A 15,490-nucleotide genomic window follows, 5' to 3' on the forward strand; every position below is an offset into this window, starting at 1 on the left:
TAATCCAGAGCGGGGATAATGAAGAAGTGACCTGTTCCCAGTTGATTGATACACGGCATTACTAGCAACATCTATGGCGACTCAATTACGAACATCTGCTCCTCGCTCATAGCTGACTATATTTGGGGGTTGCCGGGCCCTCTCCTCAAATGGAGAGCCCGGCAAAGCGTCGTAAGTGAGCAAAACTTACTGCAGCTCGAACTCGCCCTGCTTCACGCGTGCGGAATCCACGCCGATAAAGACGTTGAATTTACCCGGCTCAGCGGCATACTTCATCTGCTGGTTCCAGAACTTCAGCTGGCTTTCATCAATCGGGAAGCTGACCGTCTGGGTTTCGCCCGGTTTCAGCGTCACTTTCTCAAAGCCTTTCAACTGTTTCACCGGACGACTCATCGACGCGGTGACGTCCTGCAAGTACATCTGAATGACCGTCGCACCTTCGCGTTTGCCGGTGTTAGTGACCTGCACGCTGGCGGTGACGCTGCCGCTTGCCTTCATGCTCGGCGCGGACATTTTCACATCAGACACGGTGAAGGTGGTGTAGCTCAGGCCGTAACCGAACGGATACAGCGGGCCATTGGCCTCGTCAAAGTAGCGCGAGGTGTATTTGTTCGGCTTATCGGCGTTGTATGGACGGCCGGTGTTGAGATGGCTGTAGTACTGCGGAATCTGCCCCACGGAGCGCGGGAAGGACATCGGCAGTTTACCGGACGGGTTGTAGTCGCCAAACAGCACGTCGGCGATGGCGTTACCGCCTTCGGTACCGGCGAACCAGGTTTCCAGAATGGCATCCGCCTGCTGATCTTCTTTCACCAGCGTCAGCGGACGACCGTTCATCAGCACCAGTACCAGCGGCTTGCCGGTGGCTTTCAGCGCGGCGATCAGATCCTGCTGGCTTTGCGGGATGGAGAGTTCGGTGCGGCTGGAGGCTTCGTGGGCCATGCCCTGCGCTTCACCAACCACCGCCACCACCACGTCAGATTGTTTGGCGGCGTTAACCGCTTCATCAATCATCGCCTGCGGTGAGCGCGGGTCGATTTTCACCGCCTCTTCGTACTGGTTCAGGAAGTCCACTATGCCTTTGTCATTGATAGCGTTCGCCCCTTTGGCGTACACCACTTTCCCCTGCCCGGCCATCACGTTTTTAATACCGCTCAGCACGGTCACCGACTGTGCGGCAACGCCTGCCGCTGACCAGCTGCCCATCACATCGCGCTGGCTATCCGCCAGTGGACCGACAACGGCAACGGTGGCGTCTTTCTTGAGCGGCAAGGTTTCCAGACGGTTTTTCAGCAGTACCAGGCTTTGGCGCGCCACTTCACGCGCTTCAGCGCGGTGCAGGCGGCTTTCCGCATTGGTGTCCTGCGGGTCAGAATCTTTTGGCCCCAGGTGGCTATACGGGTCGTTAAACAGCCCCATATCGTACTTCACGTTCAGGACGTGACGCGTCGCATCGTCCAGCTCCGCCATGGTTATCTTGCCGGACTTCACCAGCCCCGGCAGGTATTTGCTGTAGTACTCATCGCTCATGCTCATATCAATGCCGGACTTCAGCGCCACGCGCACCGCATCTTCCGGGTCGGATGCTACGCCGTGCTTGATAAGCTCTTTAATCGCCCCGTGATCGGAGACGGTAATGCCTTTAAAGCCCCACTGGTTACGCAGCACGTCTTTTAGCAACCACGCGTCGGAGGTCGCCGGCGTACCGTTGAGCGAGTTCAGGCCGATCATCACCGCGCCGCTGCCCGCATCCAGCCCGGCTTTGTATGGCGGCATGTAGTCGTTGAACAGGCGCTGCGGGCTCATGTCGACGGTGTTGTATTCTTTACCGCCCTCCACCGCGCCGTAGGCGGCGAAGTGCTTGACGCTGGTCATCACCGAGTAGCGATCCGCCGGGCTTTTTCCCTGCATCGCGCTCACCATGGTTTCACCCATGATGGAGGTTAAATAGGTGTCTTCACCAAACCCTTCCGAGGCGCGCCCCCAGCGCGGATCGCGCGAGACATCGACCATCGGCGCCCAGGTCATATTCAGGCCATCGTCCGCCGCTTCATAGGCCGACACGCGGCCAACGGTTTTCACCGCATCGAGGTTAAACGTCGAGGCTAGCCCGAGGCTAATCGGGAAGACGGTGCGCTGACCGTGCACCACATCGTAGGCGAAGAACAGAGGGATTTTCAGGCGGCTTAGCGACATCACCTGATCTTGCATGGCGCGAATGTCCTTACGGGTGACGGTGTTAAAAATCGCCCCCACCTGACCGTCTTTGATCATCTCGCGAATGGCTTCTTTCGGGTTATCCGGGCCGACGCTAATCAGTCGTAGCTGGCCGATTTTTTCATCGACGGTCATCTTTTTCAGCAGGCCGGTTACGAAGGCATCGCGCGCCTGCGGCGTCAGCGGATGGTTGCCGAACAGATCCTCAGCCAGAGCGGGTTGCAGCGCCAGGCTCACCGCAACGCTTACAGATAATAGCCATTTCATATTCTTATAGTCTCTTTGAGTGCGTGCCGATTTGGGCGACGAGAGTCGATGAAAAAACGCAGTTTGCCATAAACTTGAATGACCCCGGTACAGAAAGCTAAGGTTTATTCTCTGATTATTAGAAACATTCGCTCACCAAATGATCATACAAAGCGCTATTCTTAGAAACGAAAAAAAATTCGTCCCACCACAAGGAGTGGAGAATGTCTTCTCAAACTACAATCGATAATAACGCGTTGATTAACGAACTCTCCCGCCTGGTTGGTCACGCTCACCTGCTGACCGACCCCGCTAAAACCGCCCGCTATCGCAAAGGCTTTCGTTCTGGTCACGGCGATGCCCTCGCCGTGGTCTTCCCCGGCACGCTGCTGGAACTGTGGCGCGTCCTCAGCGCCTGCGTGGCGGCGGACAAAATTATCCTGATGCAGGCCGCCAATACCGGTCTGACCGAAGGCTCGACGCCAAGCGGCAACGACTACGACCGCGAAATCGTCATTATCAGCACCCTGCGCCTTGATAAACTGCACCTGCTGGATAAAGGCGAGCAGGTTCTGGCCTGGCCGGGCACCACCCTCTATTCGCTGGAGAAAGCGCTGAAACCGTTCGGTCGCGAGCCGCACTCGGTGATTGGTTCTTCCTGCATCGGCGCGTCGGTTATCGGCGGCATCTGCAACAACTCCGGCGGTTCACTGGTCCAGCGCGGCCCGGCCTACACCGAAATGTCGCTGTTTGCGCGCATTGATGAGCAGGGAAAACTGACGCTGGTTAACCATTTGGGGATCGATCTGGGCGAAACGCCGGAGCAAATCTTAAGCAAGCTCGACGATGAGCGCGTGAAGGACAGCGACGTGCAGCACGACGGCCGTCATGCACACGACCACGACTACGTGAACCGCGTGCGCGATGTGAACGCCGACACCCCGGCGCGCTACAACGCCGACCCGGACCGTCTGTTCGAGTCCTCCGGCTGTGCGGGCAAGCTGGCGGTATTTGCCGTGCGTCTTGACACCTTCCCGGCGGAAAAACGCCAGCAGGTGTTCTACATTGGCAGCAACCAGCCTGAGGTGCTGACCGAAATCCGTCGCCACATTCTGGCTGAGTTTAACAATCTGCCGGTTGCCGGCGAATACATGCATCGCGATATTTACGATATTGCCGAGCAGTACGGTAAAGATACCTTCCTGATGATCGACAAGCTCGGCACCGATAAAATGCCGTTCTTCTTCACCATGAAAGGGCGTACCGACGCGATGCTGGAAAAAGTGTCGCTGTTTAAACCGCACTTCACCGACCGCTTCATGCAAAAGCTGGGGCATGTCTTCCCCGCACACCTGCCGGAGCGCATGAAAACCTGGCGCGACAAGTACGAACATCACCTGCTGCTGAAAATGTCCGGCGAGGGTATTGAAGAAGCGCAAAGCTGGCTGACCGAGTACTTTAAACAGGCGGAAGGTGATTTCTTCGCCTGTACGCCGGAAGAAGGCAGCAAAGCGTTCCTGCACCGTTTCGCGGCTGCCGGTGCGGCAATCCGTTATCAGGCGGTACACGCGGATGAAGTGGAAGATATTCTGGCGCTGGATATCGCACTGCGCCGGAATGATACCGAGTGGTTTGAACACCTACCGCCGGAAATCGACAGCAAGCTGGTGCATAAGCTCTACTACGGCCACTTTATGTGCCACGTTTTCCACCAGGATTACATCGTCAAAAAAGGCGTCGATCCGCACGAACTTAAAGAGCAAATGCTGGAACTGCTGCGCGCGCGCGGCGCACAGTACCCGGCGGAACATAACGTCGGACATCTGTATGAAGCCGATGAAAACCTCCAGCGCCATTACCACGAAAACGATCCGACCAACAGTATGAATCCGGGTATCGGTAAAACCAGTAAACTGAAATACTGGGGTGAGAAAACTGACGCATAATGTCGTCATCCGGGCTTTTCCGGGGGCGCTTTTGCGGGCCCCCGGCGTATCCCAAACGCGTTTGTCACTACAAGGAATTCGATGATGTCCACGCTTGATGTCGCCTGCGATGCCGATATTGAAATCCGCGCCGCCAGAGCCGACGATGTTCAGGCCATTGCGGCGCTGTACGCCTGGCATGTCCTCAACGGACGCGCCTCGTTTGAAGAAGTCCCCCCTTCGATTGACGAAATGGGCCAGCGGATGAGCAAAATCCAGCAGCAGGGCTTGCCCTGGCTGGTGGCGCTCTATCGCGGCGAGATTGTCGGCTACTGTTATGCCAGCCCCTATAGCCCTCGCCCGGCCTATCGCTACACGCTTGAAGAGTCTATCTACGTTGACACCAGTATGACGGCGCACGGTATCGGCAGTCGTCTGTTAACGGCGCTGATTGCAATCTGCGAACAAGGCCCGTGGCGACAGATGCTGGCGGTGATTGGCGACGGGAATAACAATACCGGCTCGTTACGCCTGCATAAGAAACATGGATTTGAGGTTGTGGGCCAGCTGCGTAGCGTAGGCTACAAACTGGGAGACTGGCGGGATACGGTGATTATGCAGCGCCCACTCAACGATGGTGACTGGACGCTGCCGGAATAATTTTACATCAGCCGAGGGCTAATCTTCCTGGGTGGTTTGCCCGCTACGCTGGGCTTTGGCGATATCGCCTTCCACCTGGGCTTCTTTTTGCTTTTTATAGCTCAAAGCCGCCGCCGGAACCGGCATCACTTTCCCGGTTTCGACCCACGTACGCAGACGGCTGGCGTCGGCAAAGTGGGTATATTTGCCAAACGCATCCATCACCACCATCGCCACCGGACGGTTGTTCATCACGGTACGCATCACCAGGCAGTGACCCGCGGCGTTGGTAAAGCCGGTTTTGGTCAGCTGAATGCTCCAGTTATCGCGATACACCAGATGGTTGGTATTGCGGAACGGCAGCGTGTAAGCCGGGTGGGCAAAGGTCGCGGTATCTTCTTTGGTGGTACTCAACTGGCCAATCAGCGGATACTGTTTGGTGGCAATCAGCAGGCGAGTCAGGTCACGCGCGGTCGATACGTTGTGAATCGACAGCCCCGTCGGCTCGACATAGCGAGTGCGGGTCATGCCCAGCGCTTTGGCTTTCGCATTCATGGCGCGAACAAACGCGTCATAACCGCCCGGATAATGATGCGCCAGGCTCGCCGCCGCACGGTTTTCGGAAGACATCAGCGCCAGCAGCAGCATATTTTTACGGCTGATCTGGCTATTGAGGCGTACGCGAGAGTAAATCCCTTTCATTTCCGGCGTATGGCTGATATCGACCGTCAGCATCTCATCCAGCGGTAAATGTGCATCCAGCACCACCATCGCCGTCATCAGCTTGGTTATCGAGGCCATCGGGCGCACGAGATCCGGCTGGTTTGCATAAATGACTTTATTGGTATTCAGATCAACAATCATTGCGCTACCGGAAGCAATATCCGGCTGCGAGGCCACGGCGGAAACGGCCGTTTTTGCACTCGCCTGAGGCGCAAAAGGCACAGCCAGCACTAAAGCAAGGCTGAGCAGGGAAACTCGAAATTTCTGCATGGTGAGTATTCTGGCGGTTATTTATGCACATTATGATAGACAACCGCTTCGCACCAAACGGTGACGAAGCGGAATGGCTCATCATAGCGCGGAGTGCGCGGAATCTACCAGCAAAGAATAGTGAATAAATGCTGCATTGCTAGCGCGATTAAATTCACGCCAGCAATGCGTTACAACATCAGAACAGACGGTAGCCGTAGCCCCAGAGCACAACGGTCAGCGCCAGCAGCACTTCCAGCACCAACACGCCAATGGCCAGCGTCGAACTGGCGAAACTCAGCCCTTCTTCCCGGTCGATATTCAGGAAGGTCGGAATGCCGACATACAGCAGATAACCGGTGTAAAACAGCGCCACCGTTCCCACCAGCGCGCACAGCCAAACCAGTGGGTACAGCGCGACGATACCGCTCAGGAAGATAGGCGTTGCCACATAGCCGGCAAACACCATGCAGCGTTTGAGCGACGGTCTGTTTGGATAGTGACGCGCCATCCACCAGATGACCCGCCCCATCACGGCGACACCCGCTAGCATTAGCGCATAGAACAGCACGGCCATCCCCAACCCCGTCATGACAGATAGCCTGACGATGTTGCCATCGCCAAAGTTCCAGCCAAGCTGGGTGGTGCCAATGAAAGCACAAATGACCGGAATGGCCGCCATGATTAGTACGTGATGCACAAAGTGGTGAGAAACAGTTTCGTTCTCGCTACGGATAATATGCATTTCTTTGTCAGGGTGGGAGAAAAGTCCCCATACATGGTTCATAACGCCTCCTCTGCACGGCTTCGTACCACGTTGCTGTAAGTATAATTCACGTCAATGGATTATTTTATGTACAACGCGAAAAATAGACGCAGCCGCAGCCTGCGCGTCAGGGTGTATCATTAAGGGAAAGACGTTGTAAGGAGTACGTGTTTGCATGGATATCAATAACCTGATTTCCCACTATGGTTACGCCGCGCTGATTATCGGCAGCATGGCAGAAGGTGAAACAATTACGCTGCTCGGCGGCGTGGCGGCACATCAGGGTCTATTGAAATTTCCGCTGGTGGTCATTTCGGTGGCGTTAGGCGGCATGATTGGCGATCAGCTGCTTTACCTTCTTGGGCGGCGGTTTGGCGGTCGATTACTTAAGCGCTTCTCACGCCATCAGGCGCGGATTCGCAAAGCGCAGCGCTTAATTAAGAGTCACCCCTATCTGTTCGTTATCGGTACGCGCTTTATGTACGGTTTCCGGGTAATAGGCCCGCTGCTGATTGGCGCCAGCGGTCTGCCGCCGAAAATTTTCCTGCCGCTGAATATTGTCGGGGCGATTATCTGGGCGCTGCTGTTTACCACGCTCGGCTATCTTGGCGGTGAAGCGATCGGTCCATGGCTCCATCATCTGGATAAGCACCTTAAGCATCTGATCTGGCTGGCACTGGCTATCGTTCTGGTGATAGCGCTGCGCTGGTGGTTGAAACGGCGGGAAGCGAGAAAGCCGCAGGAATAGCCCATATCGACGGCGGTAGCGGGAAAAGGCGTGTTAACGCGTGGCTGAGATAACCTCCCGCCGGACAGTACGGGAGGACATCATCCATGGCGTGTTTATTTCTCGGTAATGTGGTAGCCGCCGCCCAGCGCAGAGGTCAGCTGAATGCTGGCGTCAATCCACTGGCCGTGCAGGCGGATAGCACCAATCCGCTCCTGCAGCGCAGGTAGTTTCGCCACGCTGACTTTTGCACCGGAGATAATCCCGGCATTCTTGCGCTGTTGCGCCAGATTGACCACCCGCTGCACATCTTTCTCCACCTGCGCCTGCTGCTGGTTTTTCGCCATCAGCGTTTCGACCTGGCTTGCGGTTTTCGCCACTTGATTGACGGCATCAACCACTGCTTTGTTGTATTTGGCGATGGAAAGGTTGTTCTGCGCGCTGGCAATATCCAGATTGGCGTTAAGGCGGCCGCTGTCAAAGATAGGCAGCGTTAAGCCGGCGGTCACGCCCATCTGCTGCGCCGAGTGGCGGAACAGATCGCTTAAGTGCAGAGCATCCTGTTGCAGGAAGGCCATCAGGTTAATATCCGGATAAAACGCCGCTTTCGCGGCATCAATTTCGCTGAGTGATGCCTCGATATACCAGTGTGCTTCCTGCAAATCCGGACGGCGCGCCAGTAGCTCGTAACCTAAGGTGGTCGGCATTTTGCTGGCGACGGCAGGCAGCGCCGCCTTACGCAAATTCAACGACCGGCTCTGACTGTTGGTCAGCGCCATCAGCCGGGCCTCAATCTCTTTCATATTGCCTGCGACGTCCGCCAGCTGTTCATCGGTTTTGCTGACGTTGATATCGTTCTCCGCCCCTTCCGCCGAGTTGGTAATACCATGCTCGAGCAGCGCGGTATCCACGGTCACGATATTATTCTGTTCGCTTTTGATCTGCTGCAGCACATCCTGGATGGCCGCTTCGGTCTGCCACTGCCAGTAAAGGCGCGCCACGCTGCTGGAAAGCAGCTCTCGGGTTTGAGCCCGTTCGGCCATCTGCGCTTTGACTTCACCAATGCGCGCCTGCACCAGAGCGCGGTTTTTGCCCCACAGGTCGAGATCCCAGCCGGCCGTTAACCCGAACGTCCCGTTGGTATACCACGGGCCGGTGTTACCGTCGCTGTCGGTGGCAAAAGGCCCCATCAGGCCCTCTGCGGACATTTTTTGCCGCTCAACGTTGCCGCCAAAATCAACTTCCGGGCCAAGATCCGCCTGCGACATTCGCGCCTGGGCTTCCGCTAGCTTAATGCGCTGGTCGGCAATTTGCATATCCGGTGAGTTGGCCAACGCGCGGGTGATTAAGCTATTAAGCTGCGCGTCGTGGTAATCCTGCCACCAGTTGCTCTGCGGCCAGCCATTTTGCACCGCGGCAGGAAGATCTGCCGACACGGTGGAGGCCGGAACCTGCTGTTTTGCCGGTGCGCCAATATCATGCGATGGCGCACAACCCGCCAGCGCTATGAACAGAGGCAAACCGGACAACACGCTTTTTTTCAGAGTTAGATTCATTTGGAAGGTCAGGTTACAGAATAGGGAGGTTGATCATAATTTAAATGATATAAATCTCTTTAGTAAAGCGTGTGGGAACATAAACAGACATACTTAAACACAGCTAAAAATAGTTAATATTCACGGAGTGAAAATGAGCCAAAACATCTATGACGATGCCAATTTCTTCGCCGGATACGCCACCCTCGACCGCTCGGTCAAAGGGCTGGACGGCGCGCCGGAATGGCCTGCCATTCAGCAAATACTGCCGACAATGCGCGGTCTGCGCGTGGTCGATTTGGGCTGCGGTTACGGCTGGTTTTGCCGCTGGGCGCGCGACCAGGGCGCCGCGCAGATAAGCGGGCTTGACCTGTCCCAGCGTATGCTGGAACGCGCGCGTGAGATGACCGACGGCGACGGTATTGAGTACCGCCGCGAAGATTTACAGGCCCTCAGCCTACCCGCCAATAGCTGCGATCTGGTCTACAGCTCACTGACGCTGCACTATTTACCGGATATTGCCCCGCTGCTGGCTAACGTCTATCAGGCATTAACGCCGAGCGGGACGTTGGTATTCACCGCCGAACACCCGATCTACACCGCCCCGCTACAGCAGGGCTGGCAGGTGGATGTACATGGGCAGAAAAGCTGGCCGGTGAGCCATTATCAGCAAGAAGGTGAGCGTATCAGCAACTGGTTTGCCGATGGCGTCAAAAAACAGCACCGTACGCTGGGCAGCTGGATTAACGCCTTGATTGGCGCCGGATTTGTGATTGAACATCTCAACGAATGGGGCCCCACGGCGGAGCAAATTGCCGCTAACCCTGCGCTGGACGAAGAGAAAGAGCGGCCGATGATATTTATTCTGCGCGCTCGAAAAGCGGGTTAAAAACACCGATAAGGCCGCGCTTTACCCTAATACCGTTCACTTAAGCAAAGCGATTAGGGGAAACGTCGGGATTGGGTTCCCGGAGGGACGCCCAACCCGGCGGTCGCCCCGGGTATCTCAATCTTAAACTCACGGTGTTACGCTTTATCCCGCTCTTAGGCCGGATAAAGCGCGGTTCTCTTCAGGTTTACTCTTTCAAGCTTGCGCCGTGAGTCGCAATCACCTCTTTATACCAGCCAAAGCTCTTCTTCTTACTGCGCGCCAGCGTACCGCTGCCGTCATCGTTGCGGTCAACGTAGATAAAACCGTAGCGCTTGGACAGCTCGGCTTTCGAGGCGCTGACCAGATCGATTGGCCCCCAGCTGGTAAAGCCCATCAGCTCAACGCCGTCTTCAATCGCTTCACGCGCCTGCACCAGGTGATCGTTGAGGTAGCTGATGCGGTAGTCATCATTGATGCTGCCGTCGGCTTCGACTTTATCCTTCGCCCCCAGACCGTTTTCCACGATAAACAGCGGCTTCTGATAGCGATCCCACAGCACGTTAAGCAGCGTGCGCAGCCCCAGCGGGTCAATCTGCCAGCCCCACTCTGAACTCTCGAGATGCGGGTTCGGCACCATATTAAGAATGTTACCGCGCGCTTTGTTATTCAGCGCCTCATCGGCGGTGACGCAGCCGGTCATGTAGTAGCTAAAGGAGATAAAGTCGACGGTCGATTTCAGCGCTTCGCGATCGCTATCGGTAATCGTGAGTTCAAACCCATTATCACGGAAATAGCGCAGCATATAGCCCGGATACGCGCCGCGGCACTGCACGTCACCGAAGAATTGCCAGCTGCGGTTTTCCTGCAGAGTTTTAAACACATCGTCCGGCTTGCAGCTCAGCGGATACATCAGGCCGCCCAGCAGCATATTGCCAATTTTCCCTTCCGGGACGATGTCATGACAGGCTTTTACCGCCAGCGCGCTCGCTACCAGCTGATGATGAATGGCCTGGTAAATATCGGCTTTACTGCTGTCCGCCGGCAGGCCAACGCCGGTCATCGGCGCGTGCAGCGACATGTTGATTTCGTTGAAGGTCAGCCACAGTTTTACTTTACCTTTAAAGCGCTCAAACACCGTGCGGACGTAGCGTTCAAAGAAGCCAATCACCTTGCGGTTTCCCCAGCCGCCGTAGTTTTTCACCAGCGCCCACGGCATCTCGTAGTGGGACAGCGTCACCAGCGGGGTGATGTTGTGCTGCGCCATCTCATCGAACAGCTTGTCGTAAAACGCCAGCCCGGCTTCATTTGGCTCGGCATCGTCGCCGTTGGGGAAGATGCGCGTCCAGGCAATGGAGACGCGCAGGCAGTTAAAGCCCATTTCGGCGAACAGCGCGATATCTTCCGGGTAGCGATGATAGAAATCGATAGCCACATCCTTAATGCCGGAATCACCCGGTACACGCTCGACGACGTCGCCAAACACGCCGTGCGGCTGTACGTCGGAGGTCGATAGTCCTTTGCCATCTTCCAGATAAGCGCCTTCGACCTGATTTGCCGCGGTCGCGCCGCCCCAAAGAAACGTATGCGGGAATGTTTTCATCTCTCTCTCCTGTGATTAATGCTGTACGGTCAACAGCGGCTGACCGGCGGTGACCGCGCTGGCGGCGCTGATTTCCAGCCCCGGATAGTCGTCGCTGTTGCTGATAATAATTGGCGTTGCCAGGTCGTAACCGGCGTCGATAATCGCCTGACGATCGAAGGTCAGCAGCAGATCGCCGGCCTTCACTTTGTCACCCTCTTTCACGTGGGTGGTAAACGGTGCGCCATCGAGCTTGACGGTATCAATGCCAACGTGGATCAGCAGTTCAATGCCGCTGTCGCTGAGTAAACCGATGGCGTGTTTGGTCTGAAAAATAGAGGCCACTTCGCCGTCAAATGGCGCAATCACTTCGCCTACGCTGGGAATAATCGCCACGCCTTTACCCAGCAGGCCGCTGGCAAACGTGGTATCCGGCACCTTGTCGAGCGCCAGCACGGTGCCCGTCATCGGGGCCAGCACATCATTGGCTGATGCGGTGGCAATCACGCTGGACTCTGCGGTTTTGCGCGGTACGCCGACGAAAAAGGTCAGCGCACAGGCCAGAATAAAGGCCACCGCCGTGCCAATCAGCCCGCCCCAAACGCTGGCATCAATGCCGCTAGCAGGGATCATCTGCGCCGGGAAGAAGATATTCGGCAGCCCGAATGAGAAGGCGTAGCTGTTGCTGAACGCGGTGATCGCGCCGCCGATAGCCCCCGCTACGCAGCCAAAGATAAACGGACGGCGTAATGGCAGGGTCAGACCGTACACCGCCGGTTCGGTGATACCAAAAAGCCCAGCAGAAAACGCAGAGCCGGCCAGCACTTTCTGGCGAGCATCGCGGGTGGCGAGGAAGATCCCCAGCACCGCCCCCACCTGCGCCAATACCGCAGGCAGAATAATCGGCAGCATGGAGTCGTGGCCGAGCACGGTCATGTTATTGATCATCAGCGGCACCAGCCCCCAATGCAGACCAAAGATCACGCACACCTGCCACAGGCCGCCCAGTGCCGCACCGGCTAACCACGGTGCCACTACGTAGATAATCTGATAGCCGTTCGCCAGCAGATGGCTAAGCCAGGTGGCGACAGGGCCAATCACCAGGAAGGTCAGTGGTACCACAACCGCCAGACAAATAGCCGGGGTGAAGAAGTTTTTCATCGCCGACGGCAGCCAGGCGTTGCTGCGCCGTTCAATCCAGCAGCTCACCCACGCGGCGAGAATAATCGGGATAACCGACGAGCTGTAGTTGATAAAGGTGACCGGGATACCGAGGAAATAGTCCGCCGTCGCCCCCGGCGCCTGCGCCGCTTCGAAAGCCTGAATCATCAGCGGATGCGTCAGCGCACCGCCGATGACCATGGTGATAAACGGATTGCCGCCAAACTTTTTCCCGGCGGTATAGCCGAGGAACAGCGGGAAGAAGAAGAACAGCGCATCGCTGGCCGCGAACCAGATTTTATAGGTCGCCTGTTCGGTGTTGAGCCAACCGCAGACCACCGCCAGCGCCAGCAGCCCTTTCAGTAAACCGGTGGCCGCCATCACGCCGATAAACGGCGCAAAAATACCGGAGACAATATCAATCACCTGGCCGAGGGCGGACGTTTTTTCCCCCTTCACGGCGACCGGTTCGCTGTCATCGTTAATCCCGGCTTCATAGCGCACCGCCTGCCACACGTCATGGACGTGGTTGCCAATCACCACCTGAAACTGGCCGCCGCTTTCAACGACCATAATGACGCCGGGGTTCTTTTTGAGCGCCTCGGCATCGGCCTTGCCGCTCTCTTTAAGCTTGAAACGCAGTCGGGTAGCGCAGTGAACCAGACTCACAATATTCTCTTTGCCGCCAACGTGGCTGAGAATATCCTGCGCGAGTGCTTTGTATTCCATACTGTAATTCCTTGACCGAGTATAAAAACAAAAAAACCCGAGAACGTCGTCCGAAGACGCCGCGCTCAGGTTTTGCCTGCAAAAATGCAGTAACAATCCAGTTGTGTAGGGGTTAACGCCCCTCTTTTCTCACCCGCTCAATATGAATGGCGAGAAACATAATTTCTTCCGTCGTTAGCGACCGCTGATAGCTGTTTTGCAGATGAAGGGCCACGGTTTCCGCGCATTTCCACGCTTTGGCGTAGTTGTCTTTCACCGCGCTATGCAGCGACGCATCATCATCTTCCACCACCGTTCGCGTCAGCATACGCTGGGCGAAAAACTTCAGATGAGTCACGAAACGCTGGTAGCTTAACGACTCTTCGTCATACTCCAGATGCAGCTGATACTTCACCAGCTGCAAGATTTCCTGCATGACGCGGGTCACGTGCATCACTTCCGGCATTTCGCTGTTAAGCTGGCCCGTCACCAGATGCAAAGCAATAAAACCCGCTTCATCTTCCGCCAGCTCCACCCCGAGCCGCTTGGCAATCAGCGCTCACGCCTCCTGCCCCAGCGCAAACTCTTTCGGATAGAGCCGCTTGGTTTCCCACAGCAGGACATTTCGCAGCGCTACGCCGTTTTTCTGTCGCTCGATAGCAAAGTGACAGTGGTCGGTGAGCGTGATGTAAATGCTCTCCTGCAACGGCCCTAGCCGCTCGCGGGCACGTTCTATTATCCGGTCGCAGGTGGTCATCACCTCGAGCGGAATCTGACTGAGTAATTCACCCAACCGCCCTACCAGCTCATCGCTCTGTAAGGCGAAAATTTTCTCGATTTTTGTCTCATCCAATGAGTCGCCGACGCGTTTCTGAAAGGCTAGCCCTCGCCCCATCACCACCTGCTCACGCCGGTGTTCATCCAGAACAACCACCACATTATTATTAAGCACTTTGGCGATTTGCATTTATGAACCCCAGAAACAAAAAAACCTGACTCCTGACAAACGTCAGATAATCAGGTTTTGCCTGCCGAAGCAGTAACAATCGTTATGAGTATTTCATTTCCCCTATCAATAGCTCAATGGCACAAAGGGAAATTTGTGATGTGGATCGGAACTTTATCCGCGCCAGTCGTTAATCACCTGCGAAATCAGCTTCGATTCCTGCAGCGCGCGAACGGCGGTAAATAGCGTAGTCGCTTCCTCGTATTCTTTACGCAGGTAGCCCAACCACTGCTTGATGCGCGCCACGTGATACAGCCCGGTATCGCCGTGTTTTTCCAGACGGGTGTACTTTTGCAGCAGTTCAACCACCTGTGGCCAGGGTAAACGCGGCTCGTTGTATTTGATGACCCGGCTCAGGTTTGGCACGTTGAGCGCCCCGCGGCCAATCATCACCGCATCACAGCCGGTGACCGCCATGCATTCCTGCGCGCTTTGGTAGTCCCAGATTTCGCCGTTGGCGATAACCGGAATGGTCAGGCGCTGGCGGATATCGGCAATCGCCTGCCAGTTAATGCGCTCGGCCTTGTAACCATCTTCTTTGGTACGCCCGTGTACCGCCAGCTCCGTCGCACCGGCCTGCTGCACCGCGTCGGCGATTTCAAACTGCCGCGCGCCGCTGTCCCAGCCCAGACGCACTTTCACCGTGACCGGCAGATGCGCCGGCACCGCTTCGCGCATGGCTTTCGCACCCTGGTAAATCAGTTCAGGATCTTTAAGCAGCGTGGCCCCGCCGCCGCTACCGTTCACCGTCTTCGAGGGGCAACCGCAGTTGAGATCAACGCCCCACGAGCCCAGCTCTACCGCGCGAGCGGCGTTTTCCGCCAGCCACTGGGGGTACTGCCCTAATAGCTGGATGCGCACGCGGGTGCCGGAAGGGGTACGACTGTGGTTATGTAATTCCGGGCAAAGCTTCTGGAACGATTTTACCGGCAGCAGTTGATCCACCACGCGCAAAAATTCGGTGATGCACAGATCGTAATCATTCACTTCGGTCAGCAGCTCACGCACCAGCGAATCGAGCACGCCTTCCATTGGCGCCAGTAAAACACGCATATTGTTATCCGGAAAAAAAAGAGGCGCTATGGTAACGTCTTCACATGCAGCTTTCCACTGCCAGGAGCGCGACGAGCAATCGCGA

The 15,490-nt window shown here is 56.2% G+C and carries 10 protein-coding genes and 2 pseudogenes; 4 read left to right on the top strand and 8 right to left on the bottom strand.

Translation table 11 applies throughout. The features are described 5' to 3' along the window. Positions 1–186 precede the first annotated feature (186 nt). Complete coding sequence (gene bglX, locus LZ634_RS08870; RefSeq protein ID WP_234504088.1) at positions 187–2,484, bottom strand: beta-glucosidase BglX; 2,298 nt, start codon at positions 2,482–2,484, stop codon at positions 187–189. A 203-nt stretch (positions 2,485–2,687) separates the two neighbouring features. Here bglX and dld point away from each other — a divergent pair, with 203 nt between their 5' ends. Both dld and LZ634_RS08880 read left to right on the top strand, forming a co-directional pair. Continuing rightward, complete coding sequence (gene dld, locus LZ634_RS08875) at positions 2,688–4,409, top strand: D-lactate dehydrogenase (protein WP_234504089.1); 1,722 nt, start codon at positions 2,688–2,690, stop codon at positions 4,407–4,409. An 84-nt stretch (positions 4,410–4,493) separates the two neighbouring features. Then, positions 4,494–5,048, top strand: a complete 555-nt coding sequence (locus tag LZ634_RS08880; RefSeq protein WP_234504254.1) for a GNAT family N-acetyltransferase — start codon at positions 4,494–4,496, stop codon at positions 5,046–5,048. An 18-nt stretch (positions 5,049–5,066) separates the two neighbouring features. Here the strand turns inward: LZ634_RS08880 and pbpG are convergent, their stop codons facing one another. Further along, entirely contained in the window at positions 5,067–6,020 is a 954-nt protein-coding gene (pbpG, locus tag LZ634_RS08885) for a D-alanyl-D-alanine endopeptidase (protein ID WP_234504090.1), read from the bottom strand. 178 nt (positions 6,021–6,198) lie between these two features. Further along, entirely contained in the window at positions 6,199–6,786 is a 588-nt protein-coding gene (locus LZ634_RS08890; RefSeq protein ID WP_234504092.1) for a Yip1 family protein, read from the bottom strand. 154 nt (positions 6,787–6,940) lie between these two features. Between LZ634_RS08890 and LZ634_RS08895 the strand changes: the two genes are divergently transcribed. Further along, positions 6,941–7,513: a DedA family protein gene (locus LZ634_RS08895; RefSeq protein ID WP_234504094.1), complete on the top strand. Its 573-nt coding sequence runs from the start codon at positions 6,941–6,943 to the stop codon at positions 7,511–7,513. Between the two features lie 95 nt (positions 7,514–7,608). Here LZ634_RS08895 and mdtQ read toward each other — a convergent pair whose 3' ends face one another. Further along, on the bottom strand, positions 7,609–9,048 hold the full coding sequence (gene mdtQ / locus LZ634_RS08900; protein WP_234504099.1) for a multidrug resistance outer membrane protein MdtQ: 1,440 nt from the start codon (positions 9,046–9,048) through the stop codon (positions 7,609–7,611). 133 nt (positions 9,049–9,181) lie between these two features. Between mdtQ and LZ634_RS08905 the strand changes: the two genes are divergently transcribed. Continuing rightward, positions 9,182–9,916, top strand: coding sequence for a class I SAM-dependent methyltransferase (locus LZ634_RS08905; RefSeq protein WP_234504101.1), 735 nt, complete (start codon positions 9,182–9,184; stop codon positions 9,914–9,916). A 187-nt stretch (positions 9,917–10,103) separates the two neighbouring features. Here LZ634_RS08905 and LZ634_RS08910 read toward each other — a convergent pair whose 3' ends face one another. The 4 genes and pseudogenes from LZ634_RS08910 to dusC all read right to left on the bottom strand — a co-directional run bounded on the left by LZ634_RS08910 (position 10,104) and on the right by dusC (position 15,405). Next, complete coding sequence (locus LZ634_RS08910; protein ID WP_234504105.1) at positions 10,104–11,498, bottom strand: glycoside hydrolase family 1 protein; 1,395 nt, start codon at positions 11,496–11,498, stop codon at positions 10,104–10,106. A 15-nt stretch (positions 11,499–11,513) separates the two neighbouring features. Further along, a pseudogene (bglF, locus tag LZ634_RS08915) lies at positions 11,514–13,464 on the bottom strand (PTS beta-glucoside transporter subunit IIABC). A 15-nt stretch (positions 13,465–13,479) separates the two neighbouring features. Further along, a pseudogene (gene bglG, locus LZ634_RS08920) lies at positions 13,480–14,313 on the bottom strand (transcriptional antiterminator BglG). A 153-nt stretch (positions 14,314–14,466) separates the two neighbouring features. Next, positions 14,467–15,405 (bottom strand): tRNA dihydrouridine(16) synthase DusC, encoded by a 939-nt coding sequence (gene dusC / locus LZ634_RS08925; RefSeq protein WP_234504108.1) that lies wholly within the window; start codon positions 15,403–15,405, stop codon positions 14,467–14,469. Positions 15,406–15,490: the final 85 nt, after the last annotated feature.

Origin of the sequence: Kluyvera intermedia, from assembly GCF_021440345.1 — a bacterium.
In the GTDB taxonomy this organism is placed as follows: domain Bacteria; phylum Pseudomonadota; class Gammaproteobacteria; order Enterobacterales; family Enterobacteriaceae; genus Kluyvera; species Kluyvera intermedia_A.